Origin of the sequence: Stenotrophomonas sp. MYb238 (assembly GCF_009496535.1) — a bacterium.
Taxonomy (GTDB): domain Bacteria; phylum Pseudomonadota; class Gammaproteobacteria; order Xanthomonadales; family Xanthomonadaceae; genus Stenotrophomonas.
In genome coordinates, this window is sequence record NZ_WIDL01000014.1 from 98529 (window position 1) to 114525 (window position 15997).

Sequence of the window (15997 nt, forward strand, 5' to 3'; positions counted from 1 at the left end):
TGGCCAGAACCCGCTGTTTCCCTGCTCGACTGCTCATCATTCCCCCGCATTGACTGTGGCTGACGGATGGATGCCCCGAGCTGCCCGCATGTCGCCGGCAGTGGCCATTCCCGGGCCCGGGCCGATGCCCCATCCACGTTCCGAAGGCCGGCGCCTGGCGCCGGAGTGCACCCGGATCACAGCAAGAGCGCGTCAAGGTGTCAACGAAAATTACGATATTTTTGGTAGATCCCTGCGGATGATAGCCAGTCTCACATACGCGAAAGCGATTTCATCATTCAAAAACAATGACTTGAAAACTTCACAAAAAGATAGCGATTTTTGCGTTGTCGAAATTAATGCGGCGAATGTTGCAGCACAGCACGGAATTTGATTTTCGAAATTCCCGCCCCACACTGTACGCATGACGACCCCAGCCTCCGCCCCGGCCACCACCGCCCGCACCCTGGCCAAGCGCGCCTACCAGCGCCTGCGCCGCGACATCGTCCACGGCCAGTGGCCGCCCGGCGGCAAGCTCAAGCTCGAGGCGCTGGTGCAGCATTACGAGATCGGCATGTCGCCGCTGCGCGAGGCGCTGGCGCGGCTGGTCGGCGACCAGCTGGTGAAGACCGAGGACCAGCGCGGGTTCTGGGTGGCGCCGCTGTCGCTGGAGGAACTGGACGACATCTCGCGGGTGCGCAACCTGATCGAGACCGAGGCGCTGCGGCTGTCCATCGAGCGCGGCGACGAGGCCTGGGAGGCGCGCGTGCGCGACACCTACGACGCGCTCAACGAGGTCGAGGGCGAGGTGCTGGGGCGTGGCGAAGGCGCGCCGCAGGAACTGCTCGACGCCTGGGAAGAGCGCAACCGCCAGTTCCACTACGCGCTGGTGTCGGCCTGCGATTCGCCGTGGCTGATCAAGCTGCAGGAACTGCTCTACCACCAGGCCGAGCGCTACCGCCGGGTGTCGCTGAGCGCCTCGCGCGGCAAGCGCTTCGTGCAGGACGAGCACCAGGCGATCGTCGAGGCGACGCTGGAGCGCAATGCGCTGCGCGCCTGCCGCCTCACCCACGACCACCTCATGCGCACCTACGACGAGGTGCGCAAGACCGTGGCGGCGCTGGACGCCGGGCAGAAGGACGCGTCATAGCAGGTATTCCAGCGCCAGCTTGACGGTGCTGGTGCGGCCGCCGCGCGGGTTATCGACGCTGCGCCCGGCCAGCGCCTGCCACTGCAGGTGGCGGCCGATGCTCCGCTTCGCGCCGATGTTCAGGCTCAGCTCGCGCGCGCCCAGATCCTGCCGCGGCGCGTCGGCGACCAGTTCGATGCCGCACGACCAGCGCGCCGCGGCCACGTACTCCAGCAGCAGCCCGGCACCCAGCTTGTCGGCGTCGCGGCCGAAGGTGCGCTGCATGCTGGCTTCGCCGGTCAGGCGCACGTCGCCGAAGCGGCGGCTGGCACGCACCGGCAGTTCCAGCGCGTAGGCGCCCTTGCCGATGCCGCTGACGCGGTCCCCGGTGGGCAGGCTCAGCGACGGTTCGATGGCCAGCGCCGGGCGCCGGCCCTGCTCGTCGAACAGGCGCCACTTCATGCCCACCGACAGGTCGCGCATGCCGTGGCTGTCGCGGCCGTCGGCGCGCTCGATGCGGCCATGGCCGGTGCCCATCGTCAGTTCGAGGTTGTCGGCCAGCGGCCCGCCGACGCCGATCTTGGGCAGCACCCAGGTGTCCTTGTCGGCGCCATGCTTGAGCTGCACGTTGCTCTTGAACTTGATGCCCTTGGCGGTGCTGGTGCTGCCGGTCTCGTAGGGGCCGGCCAGCGCGGCGGCGCTGGCGCCGAACAGGAGGCACAGCGCGACGGCGCGGCGGAGGAGCGGGAGGGCGGGCATGGCGTCGATCTCGGCGGCGGAACGGAACGCCATGCTCGGCGCGCCGCCATTACCCGCGCCTGCCCGCAACATTGCGCAGCGGTAACCTGCGATGGCGCCGGCGCGCGGCTATCCTGCAGGCCGCGATGACGTGGGAGCGGCGGATGCAGATCCTGCTGGTGGAAGACGACCAGGAGACGGCCGAGTACATCGGCGACGGCCTGCGCGCCGAAGGGCACCAGGTGGTGCATGCGGTCGATGGCCGCGACGGCCTGTACCTGGCGATGGACGAGGCGGCGCCGGATGTCGTGGTGGTGGACCGCATGCTGCCGGGGCTGGACGGGCTGTCGCTGGTCAAGGCGCTGCGCTGCGCCGGCTCGCAGGTGCCGGTGCTGTTCCTGACCGCGCTGGGCGGCGTGGACGACCGCGTGCTCGGGCTCAAGGCCGGCGGCGACGACTACCTGGTCAAGCCCTTCTCCTTCGCCGAACTGGCCGCGCGGATCGAAGCGCTGGCGCGGCGGCCGCGCGCGCTGTCGGCGCAGACCCGGCTGCAGGTGCACGACCTGGAGATCGACCTGCTGGCGCGCACCGCCAGCCGCGGCGGCCAGCCGGTGGAGCTGCAGCCGCGCGAGTTCCGCCTGCTCGAATACCTGGCCCGCCACGCCGGCCAGGTGGTCACCCGCACCATGCTGCTCGAACACGTCTGGGACCTGCACTTCGACCCGCAGACCAACGTGGTGGACAGCCACATCAGCCGCCTGCGCGCCAAGATCGACCGGCCGCACGGGCAGGCGCTGATCCATACCGTACGCGGCGCCGGCTACCGGCTGGACGCCGGCGCCGACCCGGAGTGAGACCGATGCCGCTGCCGCGCCTGCTGCGCACCAGCAGCTTCCGCCTGACCCTGCTGTACGCGGCGCTGTTCACCGCCTCGGTGGCGATCCTGCTGGGCATCGGCTACCTGGAGATCCGCAGCTACGCCACCCACCTGCAGGACGAGATCGTCAAGCGCGAGGTGCAGTACCTGCGCCGCGCCGAACAGGACGGCGGCACGCCGGCGGTGCGCGCGCTGCTCGAGCAGCGCCTGCGCCAGCCCCTGCTCAAGTCGATGCGCTACGTGCTGCAGGAGCGCGACGGCCGCCTGATCGCCGGCAACGCGCCGGTGCAGGCCGGGCGCCCCGAAGGCCGGTTCTGGTTCCACATGCCAAAGGGCGACAAGCCCGGGCAGATGCGCACGGTGCGCGCCTACGGCCTGCCGCTGCGCGACGGGCGCTACCTGGCCGTGGGCGAGGCCGGCAAGGCGATCGAGGAGTTCACCGACTTGCAGGGCGCGCTGCTGCGCGACATCGGCTATGCGCTGCTGGCGGTGCTGGCGCTGGCGCTGGCCGGCGGCGCGCTGATGAGCCACCTGATGCTGCGCAGGGTCGAGCGCATCGTGCGCGATACCCGCGCCATCGCGCTCGGCGAGCCGGCGCGGCGGCTGCCGGTGGGCGGGGGCGAGGACGAGTTCGACCGGCTCGCGGCCAGCGTCAACCACATGCTCGACCGCATCGACGCGCAGGCCGATTCGCTGCGGCAGGTCTCCAACGACATCGCCCACGACCTGCGCACGCCGCTGGGCCGGCTGCGCCAGCAGCTCGAACGCGGCCGCCGGCTGCGCGACGTCGATGCCCTGCATGGCGTGCTCGAACGCGCCACCAGCGAGGTCGACACGGCGCTGCGCACCTTCGCCTCGCTGCTGCACATCGCCCAGATCGGCGGCGACCCGCGCCTGCTGCAGCAGGCGCCGGTGGCGCTGTCCGAACTGCTGGAGACCCTGGCCGAAGTGCACCAGCCCGCGTTCGAGGCCGCCGGCCAGCACTTCCAGGCGGACATCGCGCCGGAGCTGCGGGCGGCCGGCAACCGCGACCTGCTCGGCCAGCTGTTCTCCAACCTGCTGGAGAACGCCTGCCAGCACTGTCCCGCCGGCGCCCACGTGACGCTGCGCGCCGGAACCGACGCGGATGCGGTGGTGGTAAGCGTGGCCGACGACGGGCCGGGCATTCCGGCGCAGGAGCATGCGCACGTGTTCCGCCGCCTGTACCGGCTGGAGCGCAGCCGCACCACGGCCGGCAGCGGCCTGGGCCTGTCGCTGGTCGAGGCGGTGGCGCGCGCCCATGGCGCGCGGATCGAACTGCGCGACAACCGCCCCGGGCTGGACGTGCGGGTGCGCCTGCCGCGCCTGGCCTCCGCGCCGCCGGCGGCGCGGAGGCCGGGGGATTAACCGGCCGCGCAGATCCGCGGTTGGCTGCGCAGCAGCTCGCGGGTGCGCTCGAAACCGGCCACCGCCTTGGGATCAAAATCCTTCACGCCCTCGGACACGTACAGGCCGACGATCAGCGCGCCCTGTTTGTCGTAGAAGCCGAGGATGCGGGTGAATTTGTCCGCTTCCTTGGTCGGCAGCTGGAGGGCCCAGATCTGGTCCACTTCCTGCGGGGTGATGTGGCCGTGCACGCCGGCGCCGCCATCGGCGTACATGTCGTACCAGATGGGCGTGCTGGTCGACTGGGTCTGCGGCACCTTGCTCGGGAAGTTCCACACGTGCATGCCGCCGGAGGTGAACACGATGCCGATGCGGGTGTCCGCGCCCCAGGCGTCGACCGACTTCCACACCTCGTCGAACAACAGGCGGTTGGAGCGCACGCCGTAGGCCTGCGCCGGCTCCAGCGCGCTGACCACGCGCGTCTCGTCCATGCGGAACAGCCGCGCCACCGCCGGCGGCGGCGCACCCGGGCGGGTCTGCGCGTAGTAGTGGCGGATCACCTTGGCGTCGTCGGCCGAGGCGCAGTTGTCGGCGGCCACGGCATGGCCGGCCAGGCCGAGCGCCGCCAGCAGCGACGCGTTCAGCAGGGTCTTCATGGGTTTTCTTCCGTCTTCGGGTGGTGGAGAAGCGGGCGGCCGCTCAGTCCAGCTCGGCGTCGCCCGCGGTGAGGTAATCCCACATGCGTTCGAGCAGGCGGCCGTCCCAGGTCGCGCGGACCGCGGACTGCTCCTCGCTCAGGCAGGTCGGCAGGGTGTGCGCAGCGGCGGACAGGCAGTCCAGTTCCACGCGCGCGGCGTCTTCCAGGTACCAGGCCAGCACCACCGCCGCCTGCAGCGACTGCCCGGCGGTGACCGCGCCGTTGCCGCGCATGACGATGGCGCGCGCGTCGCCGAGCTGCTCGGCCAGGCGCCGCGCCTGCACGTCCGAGCGCAGCAGCAGCGGGTCGTCCCACAGCGGCGGCTGCGGATGGAAATAGGCGCCGAAACCGTGCCGGGCCAGCGGCGTGCGGCCGAGCACGCTCAGGCTCATCAGCTTCGGCGGCTGGATCCGCGCTACGCCGCCGACATCAGGACGCCGGCGGTAGATCTCGCGGTGGACGCGCACTTCCGGCAGCACGCCCTCGGGCAGGTCGCCGTCCAGCGGCACCACGGTGCAGCGCTCGCCCGGACGCACCAGGCCCAGCGGCCGCGACGGCGCGACCAGGAACGAGGCGGCGTCGATGCGCGCGCTGCAGTGCCCGTAGGCATGCACCAGCCCGGCGCGGCCCAGCGCGCGCGCCGCCACGCGTACCGTGCGCGCCAGCGTTTCCAGTTGTGCGCTCACTTGCGGAACTCGCGGATCTGCGGCTCGGCGCCCCACATGCAGAAGCCCGGCGGCGCGAACTCGAACTGGCGTTCGCGGTACAGCAGTTCGTCGGCGATGCTGCTCACGCCCGAGGAATATTCGTACACCATGCCGTCGGGCCCTTCGAAATACAGGAAGCGCGCGCCCGAGGTCGGGTGGCGGCCGGGCCCGAACACCACCGGGACACCATGCCCGCGCAGATGGTGCAGCGAACGCTGCACGTCGTCGGCGCTGGCCACCTGGTGGTTGATGTGCTGGATGCCGGCGCGGGTGGTGGGAAACAGCGCGATCTTGTGGTGGACCTCGTCGATTCGCAGCAGCGGCGCGTCGCCGATGCGGTCGCTGACCTTCGCGTTGCACACCGAGGTCCAGAACGCCTCGTCGCGCACGGCGTCGGTGGTGCACAGGCCCACGTGGCTGAAGCCGGTGATGCCGGCATCGCGCGTGCCGTGGTAGCGGCGCGAGGACATCTGCGGCCGCCACACCAGTTCGATGCGGTTGCCGGTGGGGTCGCGGAAGCCGATGAAGTCGCGCACCTTGCGCTGCTCGGCCTCCACCGCGGTGCCGCGGTGAACCGGGTGGCCCAGCCGCTCGAGTTCGGCGCCGGCCGCGTCCAGTTCGGCGCGCGTGTCCACCTCGAAGGCCACGACCTGGTCGGCCGGATCGCCCTCGACGTAGCACAGGGTGTGCTCGCGCTGGTCGGACTTGAAGTAGGCCGCGCCGTGTCCGCGCTCGGCCACGTCCAGGCCGAGGATGGTGGTGGCGTAGCGCGTGGCGCCTTCCAGGTCGCGCGTCCCGAGCCGCACGTAGCTCACGTCGCGCAGGTGGATCATGCGCTGGGCACTCCACGCAGCGCCGGCCGCGACGGCGCCGCATCGGCGGCGAGTCCGGCGATATGGCAGTCGCTGCCCCAGGCGCACAGCGAATCGGCGCGCATGGCGAACTGGCGCGGGCGCCGCGGCGGGCCCGCGCCGATGCGCTCGCCTTCGGCGACGAAGCTGTAGTACACCGCGTCGGGCCCGGCGAAGGTCACGAATGCCTGCCCCGACACGGGCCGGCGGCCCGGGCCGTGCGCGACGGCCTGCGGCAGCCCGCGCAGGCGGTGGTACTGCTGCATCACCTGGTCCAGCCCCTGCACCTCGAACTCCACCGCCAGCACGCCGGCGGCCGCGGCCGGGAACAACGCCAGCCGGTGGTGCGTAGCGTCCATGCCCAGGTAGGCCGCATCGCCGATCCAGTCGCGCACCTGCAGGCCGAACACGTCCACCAGCAATGCCTCGTCGGCGGCCACGTCGGTGCTGCGCAGGGCCAGCGCCGCCAGCCCGGTCACGCCGCTGTCGCGCGCGGGGAAGAAACGCCAGCCCTGGTTCTGCGGCCGCACCACCAGCTCCAGGCACAGGCCGCCGGGCGTGGTGAAGGCGACCAGCGCGCGCACGTTGCGGCGCGCCGCCAGCGCGGCGTCGCGCAGCGCCGGGATGCCGCGCGCCTGCAGCGCCTGCAGCGCCGCCTGCAGCGCCGCTTCGTCGCGCAGTTCCAGGCCCACTGCGTGGCGCCGCGGCGCCGCGCTGGAATAGACAAGGCTGTACTGGCGCTCGTCGGACCGGAACGCCTGCTCGCCGTTGCCGGGCGGCAGGGCCTGCAGCCCCAGTTCGGCGCCGGCGAAATGCGCGGCCGCCTCCAGGTCGCGGGTTCCAAGGACGGCATAACGCAGTTGCTCGATGACGGACATGACGCGGTACCTCGGTTGTCGCGGTGGGCCGTGGGGACGGAACGTGCGGCGGCGCGGGCTCAGCCCAGGCGGCGGCGCACGATCCGCTCGAACACCGCCGCCGCCACCGGCAGCAGCTGGTCGTCGAAACGGAAGGTCGGGTGGTGGCACATGGCGCTGTCCATGCCCAGGAACAGGTAGGCGCCGGGCCACTGCTCCAGCATGTAGGAAAAATCGTCGGAGAACGGATAGGCGCGCATGTCGGTCCTGACGTTGTCCGCGCCCAGCACGTCGCCCAGCGCCTGCGCCGCCAGCGCCGCCTGTTCCGGCGCGTTGACGCAGGGCGGGCAGGAATGCGGGATGCGCAGGTCGATGCTGCAGCCGGAGATCTGCGCGTACCCCTCGCACAGCGCGCGCAGGCGCTTGAGCAGTTCCTCGTGCACCTCGCGCGACAGCGAGCGGATGGTGCCGCTGAGCGAGGCGGTGGACGGGATGATGTTGTGGGTGGTGCCGGCCTGCAGGCTGCCGACGTTGATCAGCGCCGCTTCCATCGGGTCGATGTGGCGGCCGACGATGGCGCCGATCTCCACCGCCAGGCGCGCGGCGACCTGCAGCGGGTCGTTGGCGCGATGCGGCGCGGCGGCATGGCCGCCAACGCCCTCGATCGCGATCTCGAACACCGCCAGCGACTGCAGCGTGGCGCCGGTGCGCACGCTGGCCTGGCCGCCGGGCAGCGCCGGCATGTTGTGGAAGGCATAGACCTCGTCGCACGGCCAGCGCTCGAACAGGCCGTCCTCGATCATCCTGATGGCGCCGCGCCCGCCTTCCTCGGCCGGCTGGAACACCAGCACCACGCGGCCGCTGGCCGGCGGGTTCTTCACCAGGTGCTCGGCGGTGCCCAGCAGCGCGGCGGTGTGGCCGTCGTGGCCGCAGGTATGGGCCACGCCCGGGCGCTGCGAGCGGTACGGCAGCTCGTTGTGCTCGTCCATCGGCAGCGCGTCCATGTCCGCGCGCAGGCCGATGGACATCCCCGGCGTGCCGGAATCGATCACCGCCACCACGCCGGTGCCGCCCAGGCCGGTATGCACCTTCAGCCCCAGCCCGCGCAGCACCTCGGCCACCAGCGCCGAGGTCCGCTCCTCCTCGAAGCCCAGTTCGGGCCAGGCGTGGATGCGCTGGCGCCAGTCGGCCATGCGCGGCGCCAGGGCAAGGACGGAATCGGGAACGGCGGCCATCAGGGTGCATCTCCGGAACGTGGGCGTGGGACCGATCAGAGCAGAGTCCCACCGCCCTGTCAAATTTAATTTCGATATTTTGCAGACATTGCGAAATTTGTCTGGCATGATCGCCGCTCGAGCATCAGCCCAACAAACATTGGCGTTTGGCTGACAAACGAGAGACATCCGGCCCCCGAAGCACCACGAGGAAACGGAATAAATTTCGTAATTTATGGATTCGACCACGGAAACCGCATGAATACCATTGCAGCGCAGGCGCCCGCCTCCACCGTCATCACGCACTACATCGCAGGCCGCCCGGTCACCTCCAGCCGGCCTCCGTTCGCCAACGTCGACCCGGCCACCGGCCAGGTCGTGGGGCATGTCCACGAGGCGGATGCCGGCATCGTCGACCAGGCGGTGCAGGCGGCGCGCGCGGCGTTGCGCGGGCCGTGGGGTCGCTTGAACGACGGCGAGCGCGCGGCCATCCTGCGCCGCCTCGCCGACGGCATCCGTGCGCGCATGGACGAATTCATCGCCGCCGAGGTGCGCGACACCGGCAAGCCCTGGAGCCTGGCCAGCCACCTGGACATCCCGCGCGGGGCGGCCAACTTCGACGTGTTCGCCGACCAGCTGGCGCACGGCGCCACCGAGGCGTTCCGCTCGCCCACGCCCGACGGCGGCACCGCGCTCAACTACGGCCTGCGCACCCCGCGCGGGGTGATCGCGGTGATCTGCCCGTGGAACCTGCCGCTGCTGCTGATGACCTGGAAGGTGGCCCCGGCGCTGGCCTTCGGCAACACCGTGGTGGTCAAGCCCTCGGAGGAAACCCCGAGCACCACCACCCTGCTGGCCGAGGTGATGAACGACGCCGGCGTGCCGCCGGGCGTGTTCAACGTGGTGCACGGCTTCGGCCCGGACAGCGCCGGCCAGTACCTGACCGAGCACCCGGACGTGAACGGCATCACCTTCACCGGCGAGACCCGCACCGGCACGGCGATCATGAAGGCCGCCGCGGTGGGCGTGCGCCCGGTCTCCTTCGAGCTGGGCGGCAAGAACGCGGCGCTGGTGTTCGCCGACTGCGACCTGGACGCGGCGGTGGCCGGCATCACCCGCTCGGCCTTCCTCAACAGCGGCCAGGTCTGCCTGGGCACCGAGCGCCTGTATGTCGAGCGGCCGATCTTCGAGGCCTTCGTCGCGCGCCTGAAACAGGCGGCCGAGGCGCTGCGCCCGGGCGATCCGAACGCCGGGGACACCACGTTCGGGCCGCTGATCAGCAAGGCGCACCGCGACAAGGTGCTGTCCTACTACGCCCGCGCGCGCAACGAGGGCGCCACCATCGTCACCGGCGGCGGCGTGCCGGCGCTGCCGGCGCCGCTGGCCGGCGGCTGGTGGGTGGAGCCGACCATCTGGACCGGCCTGCCGGCCGACTCGGCGGTGCTGACCGAGGAGATCTTCGGGCCGTGCTGCCACGTCACCCCGTTCGACCGCGAGGACGAGGCGGTGGCGGCGGCCAACGACAGCCCCTACGGGCTGGCCACCTCGATCTGGACCGGCGACCTGTCGCGCGCGCATCGCGTGGCGGCGGCCGTGCAGGTCGGCGTGGCCTGGGTCAACTGCTGGTTCCTGCGCGACCTGCGCACCGCCTTCGGCGGCGCCAAGCAGTCGGGCATCGGCCGCGAGGGCGGCGTCCACGGGCTGGAGTTCTATACGGAGCTGCGCAATGTCTGCATCAAGCTTTGAAGCACTGGCCGGCACCGCGCCGGTGCGCGAGGCCGCACGCCTGCTGGGCGAGGCCGCACGCAGTGGAACGGCCTGCGACCCGGTCGCGCCGCTGCTCCAATCCGGCGGCATCGACGCCGCCTACGCGGCCCAGCACCTGCTCACCGAGCAGGCGCTGGCCGGCGGCCGGCGCCTGTCCGGGCGCAAGATCGGCCTGACCTCGGTGGCGGTGCAGCGGCAGCTGGGCGTGGACCAGCCCGACTACGGCATGCTGTTCGACGACATGGCCTATGGCGACGGCGAGGAGATCCCGCTCGGCCGCCTGATCCAGCCCAAGGTCGAGGCCGAGATCGCCTTCGTGTTCGAGCGCGACCTGGACGCCGAACGGCCGACGCTGGGGCACGTGCTCAATGCCATCGGCTACGCGCTGCCGGCCATCGAGGTGGTCGACAGCCGCGTGCGCGACTGGAAGATCAGCATCCTGGACACCATCGCCGACAACGCCTCCTCCGGCGTGTACGTGCTCGGCGGCGCGCCGAAGAAAATCGACGCGCTGGACCTGCGCCTGTGCGGCATGAGCCTGGAACAGCGCGGCGAGCCGGTATCGCTGGGCTGCGGCGCGGCCTGCCTGGGCAACCCGCTCAACGCGGTGGTGTGGCTGGCGCGCACCGCCGCGCGCATCGGCCGGCCGCTGCGCGCCGGCGACACCGTGCTGTCCGGAGCGCTGGGGCCGATGGCCGTGGCGCGCCCGGGCGACGTCTTCGAAGCCCGCATCTCCGGCCTGGGCCGGGTCGCGGCCGCCTTCCGCGGAGAATGAACCCATGAGCAAGCGCACTGTCGCGGTGATCGGTTCCGGCAACATCGGCACCGACCTGATGATCAAGATCCTGCGCCACGGCCGCCACCTGCAGATGGCGGCGATGGTCGGCGTGGACCCGCAGTCCGACGGCCTGGCGCGCGCGCGCCGGCTCGGCGTGGCCACCACCCACGACGGCATCGAAGGCCTGCGCGCGATGCCGGAATACGCCGGCATCGACATCGTGTTCGACGCCACCTCGGCCGGCGCCCACGTCGGCCACGACCGCCTGCTGCGGGCCGACGGCAAGCGCGTGATCGACCTGACCCCGGCCGCGGTCGGCCCCTACGTGGTGCCGGCGGTGAATCTGGACCAGCACCTGGCCGCGGGCAACGTCAACATGGTCACCTGCGGCGGCCAGGCCACCATCCCGGTGGTGGCCGCGGTCGCGCGCGTGGCGCCGGTGCGCTACGCCGAGATCGTCGCCTCCATCGCCAGCAAGTCCGCCGGCCCCGGCACCCGCGCCAACATCGACGAGTTCACCGAGACCACCTCGCGCGCGCTGGAGACCGTCGGCGGCGCGCAGCGCGGCAAGGCGATCATCGTGCTCAACCCGGCCGAGCCGCCGCTGATCATGCGCGACACGGTCTACTGCCTGACCGAAGGCGGCGACCCGGCCGCCATCGCCGCCTCGATCGAGGCGATGGTCGCCGACGTGGCCGGCTACGTGCCCGGCTACCGGCTCAAGCAGCAGGTGCAGTTCGAGGCGCTGGACGCGGCCGCGTGCGCGGCCATCCTCGGCCGCGCCGACGCCGCGCCGGGGCTGAAGGTGACGGTGTTCCTCGAGGTCGAGGGCGCCGGCCATTACCTGCCGGCCTACGCCGGCAACCTGGACATCATGACCTCCGCGGCGCTGGCCGCGGCCGAGCGCATGGTCGAGGTTTCCCTGGACACCGCCACCGAGGAGGGCGCGCGATGAACCGGCTCTACATCCAGGACGTGACCCTGCGCGATGGCATGCACGCCATCCGCCACCAGTACGGGCTGGACCACACCCGCGCCATCGCCGCCGCGCTGGACCGCGCCGGCGTGGCCGCCATCGAGGTGGCGCACGGCGACGGCCTGGCCGGCTCCAGCTTCAACTACGGCTTCGGCCGCCATTCGGACCTGGAGTGGATCGCCGCGGTGCGCGAGAGCGTGCAGCAGGCGAAGCTGACCACACTGCTGCTGCCCGGCATCGGCACCGTGCACGACCTGCGCGAGGCGGTGGCCGCCGGCGTGCGCTCGGTGCGCGTGGCCACCCACTGCACCGAGGCCGACGTCGCCCGCCAGCACATCGAGGAAGCGCGCCGGCTGGAGATCGACGTGGCCGGTTTCCTGATGATGAGCCACATGACCTCGCCGGCCGAGCTGGCCGCGCAGGCGCTGAAGATGGAGAGCTACGGCGCGTACTGCGTGTACGTGACCGACTCCGGCGGCGCGCTGACCATGGACGCCACGCGCGACCGCGTGCGCGCGCTGCGCGACGCGCTGCGCCCGGAGACCCAGATCGGCATCCACGCCCACCACAACCTGTCGCTGGGCGTGGCCAATTCCATCGTCGCGGTGGAGAACGGCGTGACCCGGGTGGATGCCTCGCTGGCCGGCATGGGCGCCGGCGCCGGCAATGCGCCGCTGGAGGTGTTCATCGCCGCGGCCGACCGCATGGGCTGGGAACACGGCTGCGACCTGTACGCGCTGATGGATGCGGCCGACGACCTGGTGCGGCCGCTGCAGGACCGCCCGGTGCGGGTGGACCGCGAGACCCTGAGCCTGGGCTACGCCGGCGTCTATTCCAGCTTCCTGCGCCATGCCGAGAAGGCCGCCGCCGACCATGGCCTGGACGTGCGTTCGATCCTGGTCGAGCTGGGACGCCGGCGCATGGTCGGCGGGCAGGAAGACATGATCGTCGACGTCGCGCTGGACCTGCTGGCGCGCACCCGCAACCCCGAAGGACAGAACGCATGACCGCCATCGACATCGAGGCGCTGGCCGCGCGCCTGGACGACGCCGCCCGCCACGCCACCGCCACTCCGCAGCTGGAGCAGGCCATCAGCCTGGAACAGGCCTATGCGATCCAGCGCCTGAGCATCGAGCGCCGGCTGCGCCGCGGCGAGCGCCGCATCGGCATCAAGATGGGTTTCACCAGCCGCGCCAAGATGGTGCAGATGGGCGTGTCGGACATGATCTGGGGCCGGCTGACGTCGTCGATGCTGGTCGACGACGGCGGCGCCATCGGCATCGGCGACTACGTGCATCCGCGGGTGGAACCGGAAGTGGCCTTCCTGGTCGGGCGCCCGCTGGCCGGTGCCGTTACCGCGCCGCAGGCGCTGGCGGCGATCGACGCGGTGGCGCCGGCGCTGGAGATCATCGATTCGCGCTACGAGGACTTCCGTTTCTCGCTGACCGACGTGGTCGCCGACAACAGTTCCTCGTCCGGCTTCGTGGTCGGCCCCTGGCGCAGCCCGGCCACCGATCTGGACAACCTCGGCCTGGTGCTGGACTTCGACGGCCGCCCGCAGGCGTTCGGTTCCACCGCCGCGATCCTCGGCCATCCGCTGCGTTCGCTGGTGGCCGCCGCGCGCGTGGTCGCCGAGGCCGGCGAAAGCCTGCAGCCGGGCGACATCGTGCTGGCCGGCGGCGCCACCGCCGCCTGCGCGCTGCGGCCCGGCATCCATGTGTCGCTGGAGGTCGCATCGCTCGGCCGCTGCGGCTTCCACGTCGAGGGCTGAACCATGCCGATCCTGCACGCGCACATCCTGGCCGGCCGCAGCGCCGAGCAGAAACAGGCCTTCGCCCGCGCCGTCACCGAGGCCGCGACCGTGCACCTGGCGGTGCCGGCCACGGCGGTACGGGTGCTGATCCACGAGATCCCGGCGGCCGAGTGGTTCACCGCCGGCGAACCGAAGGCGCCGCCCGCGCCCGCCCGCTGACGCCGACCCGCGCCGCCCACTGCGACCTCGATCACGAGCGATTCCGACCATGTCCCACGCCGCAGCCAACGCCGTCCCCTCCCCCTCGCCGGCCGCCCCGTGCCGGCTCTGGCTCCTGCTGCTGGTGGTACTGGCGGTCACGGTCCTGACCGAATGGATCGGACCCATCGCGATTCCGCTGTGGTCCTCGAAGATCGTGATCCTGCCGATGCTGATGGCGCTGCTGCTGACCACCGCGCTGGCCGCGCTGCACGCGCGCATGCCCGCGGCGCTGCGGCTGGACGTACCGCTGCAGCGGCATGCGGGCAAGCTGCTCAATGCCGCGCTGCTGCTGTTCATCGTCAAGCTCGGGCTGATGGCCGGGCATTCGATGCCGCAGCTGCAGAAGGTCGGCTGGGCGCTGGCGTTCCAGGAACTGGGCCACGCCTTCGGCACCATGGTGCTGGCCTTGCCGCTGGCGCTGATGCTGGGCATCAAGCGCGAGGCGGTCGGTGCGACCTTCTCGATCGGGCGCGAGAACAGCCTGGTCATCATCGGCCAGAAATACGGCATGCAGTCGGCCGAGGGCCGCGGCGTGCTTGCCGAATACATCACCGGCACGGTGCTGGGCGCGGTATTCATCACCCTGCTGGTGAGCGTGATCGCCCCGCTGGGCATCTTCGACCCGCGCTCGCTGGCGATGGGCGCCGGCATGGGCTCGGGCAGCCTGATGGCGGCCGCGCTGGGCGTGATCACCGTCGGCATGGCGCCGGAGATGGTCAAGGAACTGAACGCCATCGCCGCGGCGGCGAACCTGATCGCCGGCGTGGTCGGGTTCTACTTCGCGCTGTTCGTCACCCTGCCGCTGTGCAACTGGCTGTATGCGCGGCTGGAGCCGGTGCTGGGACGCACCGCGCTGGCGCGGCGCGCGCCGTCGGCCGACGAACTGGACCCGCAGGCGGCGATGGCCGAGGAGGACGAGCATCCCTCGCTGGCCGACAGCGTGGTGGCGCTGCTGCTGATGGTCGCCGGCATCACCCTCAGCAACTACATGGGGTACGGCGTGCCGCCGCAGCAGACCCTGCCCGGCGTGGCGGCGATGGTGGCGATCGTGCTGGTCGGCATCGCGCTCAAGCGCGTGCTGCGCCGGCTGCCGCTGATGCTGTTCCTGGCGGTGGCGGCGACGCTGGCGACGATTCCCGGCGGCTGGCCGCTGGCCGACGCGCTGGCCACGACCATCGACCGCGTGCAGTTCATGAGCATCACCACCACCGTGCTGGCGCTGGCCGGCTTCTCGGTGGCGCGCAAGCTGCCGATGTTCCGCCGCCTGGGCTGGCGCATCGTCGCGGTATCGCTGACCGCCACCGCCGGCACCTTCATCGGCGCGGCGGCGATCGCCGAATTCTTCCACTGACAGGGCGATGGGCGCGGACATGGACCACGACACACCCCGGGTTTTGCCGCGCTGGCCGGTGGCCGTGCGCTGGCTGCACTGGCTGGGCCTGCTGCTGGTCGTCGCCACCGCGGCGATCGGCCTGCTGATGGTGGACATGGAGCGCGGCAGCGACGTGCGCCGGCTGTGCTACGGCCTGCACAAGTCGCTGGGCGTGACCGCGCTGGCGCTGGCGCTGCTGCGCATCGCCGTGCGCGCGGCCACGCGCGCGCCCGCACCGCTGGCCGGACCGGCCTGGCAGCTGCGCGCCGCGCATGCCACTCATCTGCTGATGTACGCGCTGCTGCTGGCGCTGCCGCTGTCCGGCTGGCTGCTCAACTCGGTGGCCGGACAGCCGTTGCCCTGGTTCGGCCTGTTCCAGCTGCCGGCGCTGACCGCGCGCAACCCGGATCTGCGGCAGGTGCTGGACGCTGCCCACGTGTGGCTGTTCTGGTCTCTGACCGCGCTGGTCGCGCTGCACCTGGCGGCCGTGCTGCACCACCAGCTGCTGCGCCGCGACGGCCTGCTGTGGCGCATGCTGCCCGGCGGGCGCGGCTGAGCGCGGCGCGGCGTCGGCCATGTCCGTCAGCACGTTCGACCTATTCAAGATCGGCATCGGCCCGAGTTCGTCGCACACCGTGGGCCCGATGCGCGCGGCCGAGCGGTTCGTCCACCGCTG

19 protein-coding genes are annotated in these 15997 nt (G+C 71.7%); 13 read left to right on the forward strand and 6 right to left on the reverse strand.

The genetic code is table 11. The annotated features are described in order from the left end of the window. The first annotated feature begins 88 nt into the window (after nt 1–88). A complete protein-coding gene (locus tag CQ393_RS18075) occupies nt 89–373 on the forward strand; it encodes a hypothetical protein (protein ID WP_194269651.1) in 285 nt (94 codons plus the stop codon). 30 nt (nt 374–403) lie between these two features. Continuing rightward, complete coding sequence (locus CQ393_RS11045) at nt 404–1129, forward strand: FCD domain-containing protein (protein ID WP_153191596.1); 726 nt, start codon at nt 404–406, stop codon at nt 1127–1129. On the opposite strand, the gene CQ393_RS11050 is transcribed toward CQ393_RS11045, so the two are convergent. Beyond that, the gene (locus CQ393_RS11050) at nt 1124–1900 is read right to left on the reverse strand and encodes a hypothetical protein (protein ID WP_153191597.1); all 777 of its coding nucleotides are present in this window, start codon (nt 1898–1900) and stop codon (nt 1124–1126) included. The genes CQ393_RS11045 and CQ393_RS11050 overlap by 6 nt on opposite strands. Nucleotides 1901–2010: 110 nt before the next feature. Here CQ393_RS11050 and CQ393_RS11055 point away from each other — a divergent pair, with 110 nt between their 5' ends. Both CQ393_RS11055 and CQ393_RS11060 read left to right on the forward strand, forming a co-directional pair. Next, nucleotides 2011–2700, forward strand: coding sequence for a response regulator transcription factor (locus CQ393_RS11055; RefSeq protein WP_153191598.1), 690 nt, complete (start codon nt 2011–2013; stop codon nt 2698–2700). A 5-nt stretch (nt 2701–2705) separates the two neighbouring features. Continuing rightward, nucleotides 2706–4109: a HAMP domain-containing sensor histidine kinase gene (locus CQ393_RS11060; RefSeq protein WP_153191599.1), complete on the forward strand. Its 1404-nt coding sequence runs from the start codon at nt 2706–2708 to the stop codon at nt 4107–4109. Here CQ393_RS11060 and CQ393_RS11065 read toward each other — a convergent pair. From CQ393_RS11065 to CQ393_RS11085, 5 genes are read right to left on the reverse strand one after another with little or no spacing between them, the layout of a single operon-like run. After that, nucleotides 4106–4744 carry a ChuX/HutX family heme-like substrate-binding protein gene (locus CQ393_RS11065; RefSeq protein WP_153191600.1) on the reverse strand — a complete coding sequence of 213 codons (639 nt, stop codon included), beginning with the start codon at nt 4742–4744 and terminating at the stop codon, nt 4106–4108. The two genes, CQ393_RS11060 and CQ393_RS11065, sit on opposite strands and share 4 nt — an antisense overlap. A 43-nt stretch (nt 4745–4787) precedes the next feature. After that, the gene (locus CQ393_RS11070) at nt 4788–5471 is read right to left on the reverse strand and encodes a class II aldolase/adducin family protein (RefSeq protein WP_343199937.1); all 684 of its coding nucleotides are present in this window, start codon (nt 5469–5471) and stop codon (nt 4788–4790) included. Further along, nucleotides 5468–6325, reverse strand: coding sequence for a VOC family protein (locus CQ393_RS11075; protein WP_153191601.1), 858 nt, complete (start codon nt 6323–6325; stop codon nt 5468–5470). Before CQ393_RS11075 ends, CQ393_RS11070 begins: the two co-directional genes overlap by 4 nt. After that, nucleotides 6322–7221: an oxidoreductase gene (locus CQ393_RS11080; protein WP_153191602.1), complete on the reverse strand. Its 900-nt coding sequence runs from the start codon at nt 7219–7221 to the stop codon at nt 6322–6324. The genes CQ393_RS11075 and CQ393_RS11080 overlap by 4 nt, the downstream gene beginning before the upstream one ends. A gap of 59 nt (nt 7222–7280) precedes the next feature. Beyond that, a complete protein-coding gene (locus CQ393_RS11085; protein WP_153191603.1) occupies nt 7281–8435 on the reverse strand; it encodes an amidohydrolase in 1155 nt (384 codons plus the stop codon). 237 nt (nt 8436–8672) lie between these two features. Here CQ393_RS11085 and CQ393_RS11090 point away from each other — a divergent pair, with 237 nt between their 5' ends. The 9 genes from CQ393_RS11090 to CQ393_RS11130 form a co-directional block, all read left to right on the forward strand. After that, nucleotides 8673–10160 carry a 2-hydroxymuconic semialdehyde dehydrogenase gene (locus tag CQ393_RS11090; RefSeq protein WP_153191604.1) on the forward strand — a complete coding sequence of 496 codons (1488 nt, stop codon included), beginning with the start codon at nt 8673–8675 and terminating at the stop codon, nt 10158–10160. Next, complete coding sequence (locus CQ393_RS11095) at nt 10141–10956, forward strand: fumarylacetoacetate hydrolase family protein (protein WP_153191605.1); 816 nt, start codon at nt 10141–10143, stop codon at nt 10954–10956. Before CQ393_RS11090 ends, CQ393_RS11095 begins: the two co-directional genes overlap by 20 nt. Nucleotides 10957–10960: 4 nt before the next feature. Continuing rightward, a complete protein-coding gene (locus CQ393_RS11100; RefSeq protein WP_153191606.1) occupies nt 10961–11914 on the forward strand; it encodes an acetaldehyde dehydrogenase (acetylating) in 954 nt (317 codons plus the stop codon). Further along, nucleotides 11911–12942, forward strand: coding sequence for a 4-hydroxy-2-oxovalerate aldolase (gene dmpG, locus CQ393_RS11105; RefSeq protein WP_153191607.1), 1032 nt, complete (start codon nt 11911–11913; stop codon nt 12940–12942). Before CQ393_RS11100 ends, dmpG begins: the two co-directional genes overlap by 4 nt. Then, nucleotides 12939–13706, forward strand: a complete 768-nt coding sequence (locus tag CQ393_RS11110) for a fumarylacetoacetate hydrolase family protein (RefSeq protein ID WP_153191608.1) — start codon at nt 12939–12941, stop codon at nt 13704–13706. Before dmpG ends, CQ393_RS11110 begins: the two co-directional genes overlap by 4 nt. A gap of 3 nt (nt 13707–13709) precedes the next feature. Further along, entirely contained in the window at nt 13710–13907 is a 198-nt protein-coding gene (locus tag CQ393_RS11115) for a tautomerase family protein (protein ID WP_153191609.1), read from the forward strand. A gap of 49 nt (nt 13908–13956) precedes the next feature. Beyond that, complete coding sequence (locus CQ393_RS11120; RefSeq protein WP_153191610.1) at nt 13957–15300, forward strand: DUF3100 domain-containing protein; 1344 nt, start codon at nt 13957–13959, stop codon at nt 15298–15300. 19 nt (nt 15301–15319) lie between these two features. Further along, on the forward strand, nt 15320–15877 hold the full coding sequence (locus CQ393_RS11125) for a cytochrome b (RefSeq protein WP_194269652.1): 558 nt from the start codon (nt 15320–15322) through the stop codon (nt 15875–15877). Between the two features lie 19 nt (nt 15878–15896). Continuing rightward, the coding region (locus tag CQ393_RS11130) for a serine dehydratase beta chain (RefSeq protein WP_153191612.1) at nt 15897–15997 on the forward strand (101 nt) is incomplete at its 3' end.